Here is a 16546-nt window from a genome sequence, read left to right on the forward strand (position 1 = left end):
GCGCGCCGTCAATGCGCCCGGGCGATGCAGAAATCGACCGCCTGCAGAAGCGCCGCCTTGACTGGGCCATCGGCGAACGGGGTCAGCGCCGCGCGGGCGGCGTCGCCGTAATGGCGGGCCCGATCCATGGTGTCCTCGAGGGCTCGATGGTGTCGCAGGATCGCGAGAGCCTGTTCCAAGTCGCCCTCTTCCAGCTCCTCCCGCTCCAGGGTGCGGCGCCAGAACACCCGCTCCTCGTCCGAGGCGCAGCGCAGGGCCAGCACGATCGGCAGCGTGATCTTGCCCTCGCGGAAATCGTCGCCGACATTCTTGCCCAGGGCGGCGCTGGTGCCGCCGTAATCGAGCACGTCGTCGATCAGCTGGAAGGCGATACCAAGATTCATGCCGTAGGCACGGCAGGCCGCCTGCTCGGCTTCGGGCCGCCCCGCCAGAACCGGGCCGACCTCGCAGGCCGCGGCGAACAGCTCGGCGGTCTTGCCGCGGATCACGGCGAGATATTCCTCCTCGGAGGTCTCGGTGTTCTTGGCGGCGGTGAGTTGCATCACCTCGCCCTCGGCGATCACGGTGGCGGCGGCCGACAGGATGTCGAGGGCGCGCAGCGAGCCAACTTCGACCATCATGCGGAAGGCCTGCCCGAGCAGGAAGTCGCCCACCAGCACGCTCGCCTCGTTGCCCCACTTGATGCGGGCAGCGACGCGCCCGCGGCGCATGTCGCTCTCGTCGACCACATCGTCGTGCAGCAGGGTCGCGGTGTGCATGAACTCGACCGCCGCGGCGAGCTTCACCGCGCCGTCGCCCCCCGCGTAATCCGCGAGATCGGCGCAGGCGAGGGTCAGGATCGGACGCAGGCGCTTGCCGCCCGAGGCGATCAGATGGTTGGCCACTTCCGGAATCATCGCCACGTCGGATCCGGTGCGGGACAGGATCGTGGCGTTCACCCGTTCCATCCCGCCCGAGACGAGGCGGACGAGGTCGTCGAGGCTCGCCTCCGGTTCGGTGCGGCCTTCTTCCAACGGTACGACGACGCCCAAGCGCGGAGCCTCCGGAACCCAAGCCGGCGCGGTGCCGGACCCTCTTCCCCGTGGCGCCCCCTCTCGCACGGGGGCGCCCGCATCGCAACACGCGCCCGCGACGCGCGGCCCCGCGCCGCGACTCCCCCCGAGCCATGATGGTCACCGGTCGCGCGGATCGCACGCTGCCGGATCAGCCGATGGGTCGGCGCCCGGGCCAGCCTGCCCTTTTGCGCGCAATGCTGTAGGGAGGAACCGAACCGAAAGGCCGGGAGGCAGGTGCGGCGCCGTGACGGAACTCATCCGCAGCAATGACATCGTCCTGATCGGATTCGCCCGCTCCCTGCTGGAAGGCGCGCAAATCCCGCTGCTCGTCGCCGACGAGCATATGAGCCTGCTGCAGGGCTCGATCGGCGCCTTCGGGCGGCGCCTGCTGGTGCCGGACGACCATGCGGCGCAGGCCCGCCGCATCCTGACCGATGCCGGCCTCGCCTCCGAACTGCGCGATGACGGACGCGGCTGATCCCGACCTATTTTTCGGCGGCGCGCTGCGCCTGCGCCAGCCGCCCCACGGGGCCCACCGTGCCGGCACGGACGCGATTCTGCTCGCCCGGTTGATGACGCCGGAACCGGGCGCCGTCGTCTACGATCTCGGTGCCGCGACCGGGGCTGTCGGCCTCACCGTGGCCCATCTCTCGCCGGGGAGCCGCGTGGTGCTGGTCGAGCGCGACCCCACCCTCGCGGCGCTCGCGCAGGACAATATCGCCGCCAACGACCTTGAGGAGCGGGTCTCCGTCATCGCGGCGGACTTGCTGGCTCCCGGCAGTGCGCGCCATGCGGCGGGGCTCCTGCCCGGCAGCGCCGATCTCGTGCTGACGAACCCACCCTTCTTCGAGGGCAGGGGTCACCGCCCGTCGCCCGATGCCGGTCGCGCCGCCGCGCACGCCTTCCCGGAAGCGGGCGGGCTCGACGCCTGGATGCGATCCTGCGCCGACCTCGTCCGGCCGGCCGGCCGGATCGGGCTGATCCACCGGGCCGACGCCCTGCCGGCCTGTCTGACCGTGCTCGAAGGACGTTTCGGTGAATGCGCGGTGCGGCCGGTTCACGCCCGGGCGGACCGGCCGGCGATTCGCGTCCTGATCTCGGGACGGAAGGGCAGCCGAGGCCCATTCCGCCTGCTTCCTCCGCTGGTGCTTCAGGATGCGCAGGGGCGTTTCACGCCGGAGGCGCAGGCGCTGCACGGACGGGCGGCAATGGGCCAATAAGCAAGGCGGCTGTGCTCCATTGGATCGCAAACCGGCATCCTGATAACGAGACGGTCCTTCCAGGCCGCGGCGCTCCACGCCGCCGCCGAGACGCTGTCGAGCCCTTCCATGCCGCTTCGCCTGCCCGACCGGTTGCGCTTCCTCCTGCCGCGTCGCTTTCGCAAGGAAACGCCGCGGGTCGCGGTGGTACGCCTGAGCGGGGTGATCGGCGCCGTCTCGCCGATCCGACCGGGCCTCTCCATCGGTACCGTAGCTCCGAGCCTCGAGCGGGCCTTCGCCATGCCGCGCCTCTCGGCGGTGGCGCTCGTCGTCAACTCGCCGGGCGGGTCGCCGGTGCAGTCGCATCTCATCTACAAGCGCATCCGGGCGCTTGCCGAGGAGAAGAACCTCAAGGTCTACGCCTTCGTCGAGGATGCCGCCGCGTCGGGCGGCTACATGATCGCCTGCGCCGCCGACGAGATCGTGGCCGATCCGGCTTCGATCGTCGGCTCCATCGGCGTCGTCTCGGCGGGCTTCGGCTTCGACCGCCTGATCGAGCGCATCGGCATCGAGCGCCGCGTCCACACGCAGGGCGAGGCGAAAGCGATGCTCGATCCGTTCCGCCCCGAGAATCCGGACGATGTCGCCCGCCTGAAGGACTTGCAGGCCGACGTCCAGGACCTGTTCACGACGCTGGTGCGCGGCCGCCGGCCGAAGCTGGATGCGGATCGAAACCTGTTCACCGGCGCGGTCTGGACCGGGCGGCAGGCCGTGAGCCTCGGCCTCGCCGATGCGGTCGGCGATCTGCGCGGGACGCTGCGGGAGCGCTACGGCGAGAAGGTCGAGCTGCATCTGGTCCCGGAGACCCGCGGCTCGCTTCTGGCTCGGCTGTTGCGTCGCTCGACGCCGGGTCAGACCGCGGCCTCGTTCTCCGAAGGTACCCTCGCGGCGATCGAGGAGCGTGCCGCCTGGGCGCGGCTCGGCCTGTAGCGCGGCGCCGTCACCCGGCTCGCTTGCACGATCGCAGCATCGTCTGTACCGATCGGTCCAACCTTGACCGAACGGTACGGAGACCGTCATGTCGCGCCCGCCGCTTCCGCCCTTCACCGCCGAGACCGCCGCGCAGAAGGCGCGCATGGCCGAGGATGCCTGGAACAGCCGCGATCCGCAGAAAGTGGCCGGGGCCTACACCCCCGACAGCGTGTGGCGGAACCGGGCCGAATTCATCCGCGGTCGCGAGGAGATCGCCGCCTTCCTCACGCGCAAATGGGCGCGTGAGCTCGACTATCGCCTGATCAAGGAGGTGTGGGCGCACCAGGGCAACCGGATCGCCGTGCGCTTCGCCTATGAGTGGCGCGACGACAGCGGACAATGGTTCCGCTCCTACGGCAATGAGAATTGGGAGTTCGACGAGGCCGGATTGATGGCCCGCCGCGTCGCCTCGATCAACGATCTGCCGATCGCCGAAGCCGACCGAAAGTACCACTGGCCCCTCGGCCGCCGGCCGGACGATCACCCGTCCCTGAGCGATCTCGAGCTCTGAGTTGGCCCGCGCCATCGCCGCGCGGGCCGACCTCCTGCCCGCGCTCGCGGAGACCTTTCGGGAGCACGGATACGAGGGCGCGAGCCTGTCGCGGATCTCGCAGGCGACGGGGCTGGGGAAGGGCAGCCTCTATCACTTCTTCCCTGGGGGAAAGGCCGAGATGGTCGAGGCCGTGCTGGCCGAGATCGAGGCCTGGTTCGCCACCCACGTCTTCGAGCCCCTGCGGGAGGCGGGCGACCCGGAAGCGGCGATTGAGGCCATGTTCAAGACTGTGACCGACTATTTCCGGTCCGGTCGGCGCGTCTGCCTCATCGGCGCACTGAGCCTGAGTGATGCCCGTGATCGCTTCGCAGAGGACTTGCGGCGCTATTTCGCCCTCTGGGTGGAGGCTTTGGCCGGAGCGCTCTCCCGCGCCGGGCATCCACAGGGCACCGCGACGGCACGCGCCGAGGATATCGTCGGCGGCATCCAGGGGGCGGTCGTACTGGCCCGCGCCCTCGACCGACCGGAGACCTTCGATCGCATCATGCTGAGTCTGCGGGCGCGGGGTCGGCTGTCCCCGTCGCCCTGATCGGCCTTAGCGGCACTGGGCCGGGGCGGCGCCGTATCCGGAATAGACGACGCGGACCTTGCGGGTGCAGGTTTCGGCCACGGCAGGGGCGGCGACGGGGGCAATCTCCACCGGCGTCACCGCCACCTTCGTCTCGACGGTCTCGGTGCCGTCCGAAGTCGCGCGAGCGGACGCGCCCATCACGATCGGCGTGGCCGCCAGCGAGGTGGCGACGAGGGCGGCGAAAACAGTCAATCCCTTGCGCATGATCTTCCGGGCCGTTGTGAGCGCTTGCTCGGGGGCAAAGCGTGGCTGTTGTTTCGCGGTATTAACTTGACGACAACCTTTGCCGTTCCCGGTCTCGACGCTTCGGGGAAGAAAATATGTGCCGGGCCACACGCGCGGCCGCCATTCCGGCGTAAGGACGCCCTGCGCAGCAAGTCTCGGCCGGAAGGGACGCCGGCGCTCGATGCGACGAGCCCGCCAAGCGACCCTTCGCTTGACACCCCGCCCCCCGCTCTTAAACGAACCGCACCCCTTTCCCGCCATCGGACCTTGAGATGCCGAGCGACGCCGATCTCTCGCCCACACGCTCGTTCCAGGGCCTGATCCTGACGCTGCAGCGCTTCTGGGCGGCGCAGGGCTGCGTGATCCTCCAGCCCTACGACATGGAGGTCGGCGCCGGCACGTTCCATCCGGCGACCACGCTCCGCGCGCTCGGCCCGAAGCCCTGGAAGGCGGCCTATGTCCAACCCTCACGCCGGCCGAAGGATGGGCGCTACGGCGAGAACCCGAACCGGCTCCAGCATTACTATCAGTTCCAGGTCATCCTGAAGCCGAACCCGGCCAATCTTCAGGAGCTCTACCTCGCCTCGCTCGACGCCATCGGCGTCGATCTCAAGCTTCACGACATCCGCTTCGTCGAGGACGATTGGGAGAGCCCGACCCTGGGCGCCTGGGGCCTCGGTTGGGAATGCTGGTGCGACGGGATGGAGGTGAGCCAGTTCACCTATTTCCAGCAGGTCGCGGGCTTCGAATGCGCGCCGGTCGCGGGCGAGCTGACCTACGGTCTCGAGCGCCTCGCCATGTATGTCCAGGGCGTCGAGAACGTCTACGACCTGAACTTCAACGGGGGCGAGGGCGCGGACAAGGTCACCTACGGGGACGTTTTCCTGCAGGCGGAGCAGGAATATTCGCGCCACAATTTCGAGGCGGCCGATACCGCGATGCTGTTCCGCCAGTTCACCGATGCGGAGAAGGCCTGCCGCCTCTACCTCGATGCGGGCGCGCCGACCGAGGCGTCCGGCCGCCACCGCATGGCTCAGCCGGCCTACGACCAGTGCATCAAGGCGAGCCACGTCTTCAATCTGCTCGATGCCCGCGGCGTCATCTCGGTGACCGAGCGCCAGAGCTACATCCTCCGGGTGCGCGAGCTGGCGAAGGCCTGCGGCGCGGCCTGGCTCAAGACCGAGAGTGGCGGCGCGCCGGCGTGACCCTTCGGCGCGGGCCCGCGCCGCGTCATCGAAGCGACATCCGACGGGAATAGGCGGCGGGGCTTCGATCGACGCCCCGCGATGAGCCCGCGATGTCCGACCTGCCCGCCGCCCCCAGCCTCGACGCGGTGATCGTCCGCCGCTTCTCCCGACGCGATCTGATGCGCGGCGCGGGGGCCGCAGCCCTCGTGGCCGGCCTCGGCCCGGTGCCGGCCGCCTCCGCCGAGCCGTCCGCCTTCGATTTTCCCGAACTCGCCGCGGGAATCGACGAGCATCTCCACGTGGCCGAGGGCTACGAGGCGCAGGTTCTGCTGCGCTGGGGCGACCCGCTCTATGCCGATCTCCCGGCTTTCGACCCCACCGCGCAGAGCCCGGAGGGGCAGGAGAAACGCTTCGGCTACAACAACGACTTCGTCGGCTTCATCCCCCTCGACGGCGATGCGAACCGCGGTCTGCTCGTGGTCAACCACGAGTACACCAATGCCGAGTTGATGTTCGCCGGCCTCGGCGCCACCGACCGCAAGGGGGTGATCGCGGCGCTCTCCGCCGAGCAGGTCGCGATCGAGATGGCGGCGCATGGCGGCTCGGTGGTGGAGATTCGGCACCGGGACGGAGGCTGGGCCCCGGTGATCGGCTCGGCCTTCACCCGCCGCATCACCGCGCGCACGCCGATGGCGATCACCGGCCCCGCCGCCGGCCATCCCCGCCTCGCCACGGCGGCCGATCCGGAGGGGCGGCGGGTCGAGGGCATGATCAACAACTGCTCCGGTGGCGTGACGCCCTGGGGCACGTGGCTCTCCGGGGAAGAGAACATCCACTACTATTTCCAGGGTCGTTTGCCGGAGGGCCACGCGGAAGCCGGCAACGCCAAGACGATGGGTCTGGGGACCCCGCAATACGGTTGGGGCCGCTTCCACGAGCGGTTCGACCTGTCCAAGACGCCCAACGAGCCGAACCGCTTCGGCTGGGTGGTGGAGATCGACCCGTTCGATCCGGCCTCGACGCCGAGGAAGCGCACGGCGCTCGGGCGTTTCAAGCACGAGGGGGCGGCGGGCGTGACGGCGGGGGATGGGCGCTACGTCGTCTATCTCGGCGACGACGAACGCTTCCAGCACGTCTATCGCTTCGTCAGCGCGGGGCGCGTTGCGGCGACGCGGGCGGAAAATGCCGATCTTCTCGATTCCGGCACCCTCAGCGTCGCCCGCTTCGAGGCCGACGGCACCGGCCGTTGGCTCGCCCTGACGCACGGCGCGGGCGGGCTCGACGCCGCCAACGGATTTGCGAGCCAAGCCGACGTGCTGATCGAGACCCGCCGCGCGGCGAAGCTCCTGGGGGGCACCCCGATGGACCGGCCGGAGGATATCGAGGCCAACCCGAAGACCGGCCGCGTCTACGTGATGCTGACCAACAACACGAAGCGCACGCCCGAGCAGATCGATGCGGCAAATCCCCGTCCCCTCAACGCCTTCGGCCACGTGATCGAGCTGAGTCCCGAGGGCGGCGATCACAGCGCGGAAACGTTCCGCTGGGAGGTGCTGGTCCGCTGCGGCGATCCGGCCAAACCCGAGGTGAAGGCGAGTTTCTCGGCGCTGACCACCGCCGATGGCTGGTTCGGCATGCCCGACAATTGCGCCTTCGACGGCAGCGGCCGCCTCTGGATCGCCACCGACGGCAACAACCGCCGTGCCACCGGACGCGCCGACGGCATCTGGGCGATGGAGACCGAGGGCCCGCGCCGGGGCACCTCGCGCCATTTCCTCCAGGTTCCGGTGGGCGCCGAGATGTGCGGCCCGTGCTTCGCCCCGGACGATCGCACCTTCTTCGTCGCGGTTCAGCATCCCGGCGAGCCCGACGAGGAAGGCGGCCTCGGCTCCTACGAGAAGCCCTCGACCCGCTGGCCGGATTTCTCTCCCGATATGCCGCCCCGGCCCTCGGTGGTGGCGGTGACCCGCAAGGGGGGCGGGCGGATCGGGTAAACGATCTCGACGCGGCCGGAGCGGGCCGCTATTCCCGCGCGCATGCCTGACCTCCTCCTCGAACTCCTCTCCGAAGAAATCCCCGCGCGCATGCAGCGGCGTGCGGCCGAGGATCTGAAGAAGCTCGTCACCGACGCGCTGGTGGAGCGCGGCTTCCTCTACGAGGGCGCCAAGGCCTTCGCGACGCCGCGACGCCTCGCGCTGCACGTCGCCGGGCTGCCGGTCAGGGGCGAAGCGGTGCGGGAGGAGCGGCGCGGTCCCCGCGTCGGTGCCCCCGAGGCCGCCGTGCAGGGCTTCCTGAAGGGCGCGGGTCTGACGAGCCTCGACCAGGCGCAGACCATCACCGACCCGAAGAAGGGCGAATTCTATCTCGCGGTGATCGAGCGGCCCGGCCGCGAGACGCTCGATGTCCTGGCCGAGATTTTGCCGGGCATCATCAAGGGCTTTCCCTGGCCGAAATCGATGCGCTGGGGCGCGGCCTCGGCGCAGCCCGGCTCCTTGCGCTGGGTGCGCCCGCTCCAATCGATCGTCGCCACCTTCGGCCCCGAGACCGAGAATCCCGAGATCGTGCCGTTCTCGGTCGACGGGATCGCGGCCGGGACCACGACCCGGGGCCACCGCTTCCTGGCGCCGGAGCCGTTCGAGGTGCGCCGCTTCGACGATTACGCGCAGGCGCTGGAACGCGCGCAGGTCATCCTCGATGCAGACCGGCGCAAGGACATGATCCTGCACGACGCCCGCGACCTCGCCTTCGCCCGCGGCCTCGATCTGGTCGAGGACGAGGGCTTGCTGGAGGAGGTCGCCGGCCTCGTCGAGAAGCCGGTCGTGCTGATGGGCTCGTTCGACGAGCGCTTCCTCGAGATCCCCGCCGAGGCCATCCGGGCGACCATCCGCGCCAACCAGAAATGCTTCGTGCTCCGGAAATCCGGCACGGAGGCGTTGGCCCCAGCCTTCCTGCTGGTCTCGAATCTCGTCGCCACCGATGGCGGCGCCGCGATCACGGCGGGCAACGAGCGCGTGGTCCGCGCCCGGCTCTCGGACGCGAAGTTCTTCTGGGAGACCGACAAGGCCACGAAGCTGGAAGCGCGCCTCCCGAAGCTCGACAGCATCGTTTTCCACGAAAAGCTCGGCACGCAGGGCGAGCGCGTTAGCCGAATCGCGGCCCTTGCCCGGGACATCGCGCCGCGGGTCGGCGCCGATCCGGCGCTCGCCGAGCGTGCGGCCCGGCTCGCCAAGGCCGACCTCGTCACCGAGATGGTCGGCGAGTTCCCGGAATTGCAGGGTCTGATGGGCCGCAAATACGCTGCGCTCCAGGGCGAGCCCGAGAGCGTCGCCGCGGCGATCGAGGAACATTACAAGCCGGTCGGTCCCTCCGACCGCGTGCCGACCGATCCGGTCTCCATCGCGGTGGCGCTGGCCGACAAGCTCGACACGCTGGTCGGCTTCTGGTCGATCGACGAGAAGCCGACGGGCAGCAAAGACCCGTTCGCGCTCCGGCGGGCGGCCCTAGGGGTGATCCGCGCGGTGATCGAGCGGTCGCTTCGGCTGTCGCTGGTCGCGCTCATGGCGCCTCGCTTCGCGGAGAGCGGCGCCGAGCGCAGTGCCGATCTCCTCGCCTTCTTCGCCGACCGCCTCAAGGTCTATCTCCGCGACCAGGGCGCCCGGCACGACCTGATCGACGCCGTGTTCGCCCTCCCGGGCCAGGACGATCTTCTGCTCGTCGTCCGCCGGGTCGAGGCTTTGGGCGCGTTCCTCGGAACCGATGACGGCCGGAACCTGCTCGCCGGCTACAAGCGCGCGGCCAATATCCTGCGCATCGAGGAGAAGAAGGACGGGCGCGCCTACGACGCGGCCCCGGATGCCGCCCGCGCGGCGGCCGGGCAGGCGGAGGAGCGGGCACTGGCGGAGGCCCTCGACGCCGCCCGACAGGAAGCGTCCGCGGCGGTGGCGGCCGAGGATTTTGCCGGGGCGATGCGGGCGCTGTCGCGGCTGCGCGCGCCGGTCGACGCCTTCTTCGAGACCGTCACGGTCAATGCCGACGATCCGGCGTTGCGCGAGAACCGCCTGCGCCTGCTCAACGCCCTGCGTGCGGCGACCCGCGAAGTGGCGGATTTCTCACGGATCGAGGGCTGAGCGCGGAACCGGCCCGCCACCGGGCGGGCCTCTCACCCGGGGCTTCGGCGTTCCGCCACGAAGGCGGCGCGCACCAGATCCCCAGAGCTTTCATCGCACGGCGTTTGTCACAATGACATCGAGCTTGCGTTGGGACGGGCCGTCGAGGCGAGGTCTCGGCACCCGCGCCTGAGGGATATCGGGAGTATTCCCCGGTTATCGCCGCAGCCGCCCTCGCATCCGAACACTGATCAACGCTTTCCATCCACCGCTCGGTTAATCCTCGGAACTGACATCACGGACGATCCGTGCAATCCCATGCGGATTGCATTGAGAATTGCCGAGCGATGCCACGTTTCGACCCGTCCACCCTGATCGATGCGTGCTACGCCGCCGCCCTCGATCCGGAGCGATGGCCCGAGACGCTCGATGCGATCGCCGACGCCGTCGGGGCTCGGGGCGGGTTGATCGTCTCCCACGATCCGCAGCGCACGCCCGTGACGCTCCACTCGGAGAGGCTCAACGCGGTCGACCACGACTACCGGATCGGCGGCTGGTGGCAGTTCGACACGCGCATCGCCCGCGTGACGGCGCTCGGTCTCGCCCCCGGGACGATCGTCTGTGACGCGATGTATTTCTCCACCGACGAGAAGAGCCGCGACCCCTTCATCCAGGATCTCTTCGGCCGCCACGGTCTCGACGATCTCGCCGCCTGCCTCGACGCCGACCCCATCGACGGCACCGGTTTGTCTTTCAGCGCCCCGCGCGACGCCGCCCGCGGCCCCTTCGAGCGCCACGAACTCGAACGGCTGCAGTGGCTCGGCCCGCATGCCACGCGGGCGTTCAAGCTCACAATGATCCTCGGGGCTGCGCAGCGCGAAGCGGGTCATCTCGCCGCCGCCCTGGATCGGATGCGCGCCGGGATCGTCTGCCTCGACGGGCAGGGTCAGGTTCGAAGCGTCAACCCGGCAGCGGAAAGCCTTGTTTCAGGCCATCTCGTCCTACGCCCCGGCCGCGAGCCCGAGGCGGCGGAGCCGGCCGACCGTGCACGGTTCGGCCGTTTCCTGGCCGAGCATTTGCCCGGCCCGGCCCAGGCGCACAACGCCTCGATCCTGCTCCGGCGCAAGGGCGGCGGCCGCCCGCTCTTCGTCGAGGGCCTGCCGCTCCACGCGTCCGAAGCCTATCGGGCGCTGACGCGGAGTCGCGAGGGCGGCGTGATCCTTCTGGTGCGCGATCTGCTGGCGCCCGCCGCCCGCGCGATCGAACCGCTCTTGGAGCCCCTCGGTCTGACGGCGGCGGAGGCGCGGGTCGCCGCCCTGATCGGCCGGGGCTCGACGCCGCGGGCGGCCGCGGCGACCCTTGCGATCGGGGAAAGCACGGTCCGCACGCATCTGAAGGCGATCTACGCCAAGCTCGACATTCACCGGCAGAGCGAGCTCGCCGTTCTGGTCACCCGGCTGAGCAGCGTGTGAGCGCTCGCCCCTCTCGACCACCTCCCGGCTTCGTCGATCGGGAACGGTGATCCCGGTCCGGCGAGGGGTATGAGGCCCGACGGGTAAGGCTCCGGCCTGGGACCATCCTAGGCCGGGCGTGCACAGCCCCGACGCGAAGGGTTCGATCAGAACGTGTGGGGATCGGGCACGGATCGGCTTTCGCGATGCGGGACAGAGACTTGCATCCGTTTACGGGCGACGTTCGGTCCTTCGCGGCATCGTTCCGCCCCTTTCGTTCAGCCTTCCTTTACCGCGTCTGGACGATCCTCTGGGGACGGTCGGAGCGTGGTGTCCGACCCCAGTGAGCGTGATCCCGACGACCCCGCTTCCCGCGGCCGGAGGGAGCCCTGTGGCGTAGGCGGGAAGCGGGCGGGCAGCATGGCAGGTGTCAGGACGGTCGGATTTGATCCGGCGCAGCGTTCCCTGCCGGTCGCGCGTCTGCTGGCGGCCTGCGCGGTGGCTTTGCTCACCGCCAATTGCGCCAACAAGCCCCCGCAATTCGGCGGCGGGGTTTCGTCTTCCGGCAGCGAGATCGACCCGAAATACGGCGTGCGGGCGAGCAAGCGCGTCTACAACGAGGGCGACGTGATTCCGAAGGGCGGCGGGCGCCGCTTCTCGGGCAAACCCTACGTCGTGGCGGGCAAGACCTATGTGCCGCGCGAGGATGCCCGCGGCTATGTCCGCGAGGGTCTGGCCTCGTGGTATGGCAGCGCCTTCCACGGTCGCGTGACCGCCAACGGCGAAGTGTTCGACCGCCATTCCATCGCCGCCGCCCACCCGACCCTGCCGCTGCCGAGCTATGTCCGGGTGACCAATCTCGACAACGGCTACTCGATGATGCTGCGCGTCAATGACCGCGGGCCCTATCATGCCGGCCGCGTCATGGATGTCTCGGAGGAAGCCGCCCGCGCCCTCGAATTCCATCGACGGGGCACCGCGCGGGTGCGCATCGAATATGCCGGCAAGGCTTCCATCGCCGGCAGCGACGATCGCAAGCTGCTCGCCACCCTGCGCACCGACGGCAGCCCGGCCTCGATCGGCCGCGCGCCGGTGATGATGGCCGATCTCGGCCCCTCCGAGCCGGAGCAGGCCGCGCCCGAGCGGTTCGAGCGTCCCGCCCGCGCGCTCGCCTTCAAGCCGGCGGAGGAGCGCGACGACGCTCCCGAGGCGGCCCCGGCCCCGCGTCCGACCCGGGCCGCGCCGATCATGCTGGCGAGCACGGCGAGCGTCGCGGTGCCGGCGGCGGTGCAGCCGACCGCCGCCCGCGCTGCGCCGTTCCGGCCGTCCGTCGCGACCGCTCCCTCGGTCGCCACCGCGTCCCGCGTGGCGGATCGGTCCCATCCATCCCGCGAGCCGCACCGGGCTGTCGCCGAAGCCCGGAGTGCGGCCCCCGCCGTCCATCGCGACGCGCCCCTGCGCTTGGCACCGCCGCCGTTGCGCCTGGCCGCCGCCTCGCCGAAGGCCGCTCCGATGCAGGCGGTCGCGCCGGCGCGCACCGCGACCGTCCCGGCCATTGCCGTGAAGACGGCCGGGCGCCCCGCCGCACCGGAGCCGTCGGCGCGGATGGCGGCGATGCCGTCCTCCTCCAAACTCGCCATCGCCCGCTTGGCCGCAGTCTCCGCGACCTCGGCGAAATCCGGGCCCGCCGCGACGCCCGACAAGGGCCCGGCCAAGGCACCCGCGAAAACCTCTTCACGCTCCAAGGTGGCCGGCGTCTACTGAGACGGAGCGGCCGCGGTCACGGCGCTGCCCACAGGCCAGCATCGGGCAGCGGCTCTCCGCCTCGCAGGCGGCGGGACCAGCGAGGCGTGCCACCCTTCACGGTGATCACGCCTCGACGGATTGATGGAGTTCGGAAGGGAACGGCGCAGTCTAGGCCGGGGTCACCCATCGGCTCTGCCGAGATTCGATCAGCGTGCAGACGAAATCGGCGAAGGTCTGCACATGACGGCGCGGATCGCGTTCGACACCGTGCAGCACGGCTTCGAGCGCCACCACGCGCTCGCTGGGCTTGCGATAGGCGCGCTCCAACTCGTCCAGGGCCAAGCCGAGACGATCGACGAGAGCATCCTCCGCCATCGCGGAGAGATGATGGACCTTGCGGAGGCAGCGGTTCACGGGCGTCATGACGCGGTGGTAGGCCATCCGCCGATGGAGTCGAGCCGGATCGGCCGGCTTTCCCCGTATACCCCAGTGCGCATCACGCACAGCTTGACGGTGGATGGTGCGACCCCGACGCGGGGCGCGCGACCATCGAGGAATGGGTCAGGCGACCTGCAACGCCGCCTCGAAACGGGCGCGAGCTTCGGCAACGTCGAAACGATCGGTCTCAGCCAAGCGAGCGAGTGCGGTCTGGGCGCGACGGGCCGGGATACCGGTGAGATGCGGCGTCGCTTCGACCACGCCCCGCATCTCGTCCATGCTGCCATTGCAGTGGAGCACCACGTCGATTCCGGCGGCGAAGGCTGCCTCGGCCCGATCGCGGAACCCGCCCCGCAGGGCGTGCATCGACAGGTCGTCGGTCATCAGCAGGCCGTCGAAGCCGATTTCCCCACGGATGATCTCCCGGATCACCGTCGGCGAGAGGGTGGCGGGCCGCTCCGGGTCGATCGCGGTGAAGACCACATGCGCGCTCATGGCGAGCGGGAGATCGGCCAGCGCCCGGAAGGGGCGGAAATCGCTCGCCGACAGGCTCTGCCGGTCGGCGGCGACGACCGGCAGATCGAGATGGCTGTCGCAGGTCGCCCGCCCGTGGCCGGGCATGTGCTTGATCACCGGCAGCACGCCCCCTGCCAGCAGACCTTCCGCGACCGCGCGGCCGGTGGCGATCACGGTTCCCGGATCCGTCCCGAAAGCCCGGTCGCCGACGATGTCGTCGGAGCCGGCGACCGGCACGTCGAGCATCGGTGCGCAATCGACATTGATTCCGACCTCGGCGAGATCCTGCGCCATCAGACGGGCCCCGAGGCGGGCGAGATCGGTGCCGAGGGCGCCGACCCGGCGACCGGCCGGATATTTCGGCCAATGCGGCGGCCCCATGCGCTGCACCCGTCCGCCCTCCTGATCGATCAGGATCGGCGCATCCGCCCGGCCCACGGTCTCGCGAAGGGAAGCGGTGAGGGCGCGCACGGCGTCCGGCGTGCCGATATTGCGCTTGAACAGGATGAAACCCCAGGGCCGCACGTCGCGGAAGAAGGCGGTCTCCTCCGGGGTCAGGGTGGTGCCGGAGCAGCCGAGGATGACGGCGCGGGCATCGGAAGCGGAGGTCATGGGCCGGCGTCCTGAAAGGCAATGGGTTCGCGGCAAGAGCAGCGGGATGCGATCATTCTATGAGCTGGAAACGACGAATGCCGGCCCCTGCGCCGACGTCCTTGTCGAAGAGACGGGCGCCGGTCCGCGAGGCATGGCCGGTGAGCGGCGACGATCGGGACCAGCCGCGTCGGCGCCTCGCGCACCGCTCCCGTCGCCTTTCCCTTCGGATTGCCGAAGCAGCAGCCCCGAACGGACTGGAAACCAGACGCGAGAGGCCGAGCCTCTTCCGGCGAAGCAGCTGATCCTGGGCGGGGCAACCGAAACGGGGTTCGGTCGCGTCCCTACCGGCCTCGGCCGCTGAGGCCGCGGCGCATCAGTCCTTGAACACTTAGTTCTTGGCCACGAAGCACTGACCGCCCGCACCCTGCAGCTCGGTGCAGAGGCTGGAAGCCTCGTTCTTGGCCAGCGGCCCGACGCGGACGCGGTAGATCGTCTTGCCGTTGACTTCCGCCTGACGGATCAGTTCGGGCTTGCCGGAGAGCTGGCTGTACTTGGCCTGCATCTGCTTGAGTGCGGCGCGGGCCTCGCTCTCGCTGCCGCGCACGCCGAGCTGGACCGAGAAGCCGCCGACGCTGGCCTGAGCCGCCGCGGGGGCCGGGTCGGCCGGAATGGCCGCGGTGCTGGACGTGCTGGCGGTGCTCTCCGGAGCGACCGAGGCCACGCGCTGGGGCGCCTTGCGGGGCGCCACCGGTGCCGGCTCTGGCTCGGAGGGCGTGGTGGCATCGGCCATCGGCATCGGCGTGGCGCTGGCCACCGCGCGCGTGGTCCGGCGCGGCGTCGCGGCGGGCGTCGAGCCGCCCGCAGTGTCGGGCAGCGTCATGGTGGGGATCGGCGAAGCCGGCGCGGCCTCAGCCTGCGCGGCCGGAGCCTGCTGCGGTGCCGGGGGCGGGGTGTCGGGCTTGACCGCAACGGTGCGCACCCGGCGCGGCTCGCCGAGGGAATCGGTCAGCAGGCCGCCCTGACCCGGGGTCGCGCCGTTCTGCCCCGCTGCGTTCTGGCCGGGAGCGCCGTCGTTGCGTGATGCGGCGCTCCGGGCTGCCTGATTCACGTCGAGGGGCTGCTCCTCGCGATTGACGATCTTGATCTGCCCATCCTTGGCGTTGCGATCGTAGATCTGCTTGTTCTGGTCGGGGATCTCGACGCCGTCGGTCGCCGTCGGCTGCACCTTGAGCGGCGTCTTGTCGGCGAGCACCGTGATCGGCCCGGAACTGCCGCCGTGGGAACCGCGCCAGGCGAGGGCCCCGCCGACACAGACCGCCAGCACCGCGAGGCCGGCACCGACCTGAATCATCCGGCCGCGCTGGCGCGGACGCTCGACGGGACCGGCGCGATACCCTTCCTCGGCTTCGGCGAACACGGCCTGATCCGGGTTCTGAGCGCCGGCGTAGAGGCTGTGCTCGACCGAGGCGAGGTACTGATCGAAGGCGTCGGCAGGGTTGGTAGCGGGCTGGCCAGCAGCCGGTACCGCGGAATCGGGCGAGGATGGTGTGGCGGAGGTCATGGCGCGTCGTCCCTGGGCAGTCGGATCGTCCTGCGCCGGGGAGGGCGCGTCGAGGAAGGTCGGCTCGACCCGGCCCGGCCGGGCCTCGGCGCCGGGACCGGCGGCGCTCTTCTCCCGCGCCTCCAGGAGCGCCCGAAACGGATCGTCCTGCCCGACGATGCGGGCGAGCTCGGCCAGTGGATCGGCCTTGGGGGCGGCCGGAGCCGACGCCTTGGCCGCCGGATTCTCACCCGCGCTCTGACGCAGCTCGCGCTCGAAGGCATCGAAATCGACCGTCGCGCGCGATGCGTGTCCCGTCATGGCCTCTTCCTC

The 16546-nt window shown here is 70.3% G+C and carries 15 protein-coding genes; 10 read left to right on the forward strand and 5 right to left on the reverse strand.

What is annotated here, in order from left to right; translation table 11 throughout:
* Window positions 1-8: 8 nt before the first annotated feature.
* Window positions 9-1031, reverse strand: coding sequence for a polyprenyl synthetase family protein (locus tag OWC43_RS15050; protein ID WP_393957237.1), 1023 nt, complete (start codon window positions 1029-1031; stop codon window positions 9-11).
* Window positions 1032-1299: 268 nt separating this feature from the next.
* Here OWC43_RS15050 and OWC43_RS15055 point away from each other — a divergent pair, with 268 nt between their 5' ends.
* The 5 genes from OWC43_RS15055 to OWC43_RS15075 all read left to right on the forward strand — a co-directional run bounded on the left by OWC43_RS15055 (window position 1300) and on the right by OWC43_RS15075 (window position 4368).
* Entirely contained in the window at window positions 1300-1533 is a 234-nt protein-coding gene (locus OWC43_RS15055) for a DUF2007 domain-containing protein (protein WP_137827131.1), read from the forward strand.
* Complete coding sequence (locus OWC43_RS15060) at window positions 1517-2275, forward strand: tRNA1(Val) (adenine(37)-N6)-methyltransferase (protein ID WP_393957239.1); 759 nt, start codon at window positions 1517-1519, stop codon at window positions 2273-2275. The genes OWC43_RS15055 and OWC43_RS15060 overlap by 17 nt, the downstream gene beginning before the upstream one ends.
* Window positions 2276-2383: 108 nt before the next feature.
* On the forward strand, window positions 2384-3244 hold the full coding sequence (locus tag OWC43_RS15065) for a S49 family peptidase (RefSeq protein WP_393957240.1): 861 nt from the start codon (window positions 2384-2386) through the stop codon (window positions 3242-3244).
* A gap of 88 nt (window positions 3245-3332) precedes the next feature.
* Entirely contained in the window at window positions 3333-3797 is a 465-nt protein-coding gene (locus OWC43_RS15070; protein WP_393957241.1) for a DUF1348 family protein, read from the forward strand.
* 1 nt (window position 3798) lies between these two features.
* Window positions 3799-4368, forward strand: coding sequence for a TetR/AcrR family transcriptional regulator (locus OWC43_RS15075; RefSeq protein ID WP_393957242.1), 570 nt, complete (start codon window positions 3799-3801; stop codon window positions 4366-4368).
* 6 nt (window positions 4369-4374) lie between these two features.
* Here the strand turns inward: OWC43_RS15075 and OWC43_RS15080 are convergent, their stop codons facing one another.
* A complete protein-coding gene (locus tag OWC43_RS15080) occupies window positions 4375-4614 on the reverse strand; it encodes a hypothetical protein (protein ID WP_137827126.1) in 240 nt (79 codons plus the stop codon).
* A gap of 293 nt (window positions 4615-4907) precedes the next feature.
* Here OWC43_RS15080 and OWC43_RS15085 point away from each other — a divergent pair, with 293 nt between their 5' ends.
* The 5 genes from OWC43_RS15085 to OWC43_RS15105 all read left to right on the forward strand — a co-directional run bounded on the left by OWC43_RS15085 (window position 4908) and on the right by OWC43_RS15105 (window position 13143).
* A complete protein-coding gene (locus OWC43_RS15085; RefSeq protein WP_137827125.1) occupies window positions 4908-5840 on the forward strand; it encodes a glycine--tRNA ligase subunit alpha in 933 nt (310 codons plus the stop codon).
* A 92-nt stretch (window positions 5841-5932) separates the two neighbouring features.
* Window positions 5933-7816, forward strand: a complete 1884-nt coding sequence (locus OWC43_RS15090; protein ID WP_393957243.1) for a PhoX family protein — start codon at window positions 5933-5935, stop codon at window positions 7814-7816.
* Window positions 7817-7858: 42 nt separating this feature from the next.
* Complete coding sequence (gene glyS / locus OWC43_RS15095; protein WP_393957244.1) at window positions 7859-9949, forward strand: glycine--tRNA ligase subunit beta; 2091 nt, start codon at window positions 7859-7861, stop codon at window positions 9947-9949.
* 326 nt (window positions 9950-10275) lie between these two features.
* The gene (locus OWC43_RS15100) at window positions 10276-11400 is read left to right on the forward strand and encodes a helix-turn-helix transcriptional regulator (protein WP_393957245.1); all 1125 of its coding nucleotides are present in this window, start codon (window positions 10276-10278) and stop codon (window positions 11398-11400) included.
* Between the two features lie 399 nt (window positions 11401-11799).
* On the forward strand, window positions 11800-13143 hold the full coding sequence (locus tag OWC43_RS15105; RefSeq protein WP_393957246.1) for a septal ring lytic transglycosylase RlpA family protein: 1344 nt from the start codon (window positions 11800-11802) through the stop codon (window positions 13141-13143).
* 150 nt (window positions 13144-13293) lie between these two features.
* Here the strand turns inward: OWC43_RS15105 and OWC43_RS15110 are convergent, their stop codons facing one another.
* From OWC43_RS15110 to OWC43_RS15120, 3 genes are all read right to left on the reverse strand, one after another.
* Complete coding sequence (locus OWC43_RS15110; protein WP_393957247.1) at window positions 13294-13566, reverse strand: hypothetical protein; 273 nt, start codon at window positions 13564-13566, stop codon at window positions 13294-13296.
* A 120-nt stretch (window positions 13567-13686) separates the two neighbouring features.
* Window positions 13687-14691, reverse strand: coding sequence for a beta-N-acetylhexosaminidase (gene nagZ / locus OWC43_RS15115; RefSeq protein ID WP_393957249.1), 1005 nt, complete (start codon window positions 14689-14691; stop codon window positions 13687-13689).
* Between the two features lie 370 nt (window positions 14692-15061).
* Window positions 15062-16534 (reverse strand): SPOR domain-containing protein, encoded by a 1473-nt coding sequence (locus OWC43_RS15120; protein WP_393957250.1) that lies wholly within the window; start codon window positions 16532-16534, stop codon window positions 15062-15064.
* Window positions 16535-16546 lie beyond the last annotated feature (12 nt).

The sequence above is a fragment of the Methylorubrum sp. POS3 genome, from assembly GCF_043352485.1.
In the GTDB taxonomy this organism is placed as follows: domain Bacteria; phylum Pseudomonadota; class Alphaproteobacteria; order Rhizobiales; family Beijerinckiaceae; genus Methylobacterium; species Methylobacterium suomiense.

Coding starts and splice junctions, on each gene's coding strand:
- nagZ (WP_393957249.1), bottom strand. CDS start 14,691: ATGACCTCCGCTTCCGATGCCCGCGCCGTCATCCTCGGCTGCTCCGGC.
- OWC43_RS15065 (WP_393957240.1), top strand. CDS start 2,384: ATGCCGCTTCGCCTGCCCGACCGGTTGCGCTTCCTCCTGCCGCGTCGC.
- glyS (WP_393957244.1), top strand. CDS start 7,859: ATGCCTGACCTCCTCCTCGAACTCCTCTCCGAAGAAATCCCCGCGCGC.
- OWC43_RS15085 (WP_137827125.1), top strand. CDS start 4,908: ATGCCGAGCGACGCCGATCTCTCGCCCACACGCTCGTTCCAGGGCCTG.
- OWC43_RS15090 (WP_393957243.1), top strand. CDS start 5,933: ATGTCCGACCTGCCCGCCGCCCCCAGCCTCGACGCGGTGATCGTCCGC.
- OWC43_RS15120 (WP_393957250.1), bottom strand. CDS start 16,534: ATGACGGGACACGCATCGCGCGCGACGGTCGATTTCGATGCCTTCGAG.
- OWC43_RS15060 (WP_393957239.1), top strand. CDS start 1,517: ATGACGGACGCGGCTGATCCCGACCTATTTTTCGGCGGCGCGCTGCGC.
- OWC43_RS15080 (WP_137827126.1), bottom strand. CDS start 4,614: ATGCGCAAGGGATTGACTGTTTTCGCCGCCCTCGTCGCCACCTCGCTG.
- OWC43_RS15105 (WP_393957246.1), top strand. CDS start 11,800: ATGGCAGGTGTCAGGACGGTCGGATTTGATCCGGCGCAGCGTTCCCTG.
- OWC43_RS15110 (WP_393957247.1), bottom strand. CDS start 13,566: ATGGCCTACCACCGCGTCATGACGCCCGTGAACCGCTGCCTCCGCAAG.
- OWC43_RS15100 (WP_393957245.1), top strand. CDS start 10,276: ATGCCACGTTTCGACCCGTCCACCCTGATCGATGCGTGCTACGCCGCC.
- OWC43_RS15070 (WP_393957241.1), top strand. CDS start 3,333: ATGTCGCGCCCGCCGCTTCCGCCCTTCACCGCCGAGACCGCCGCGCAG.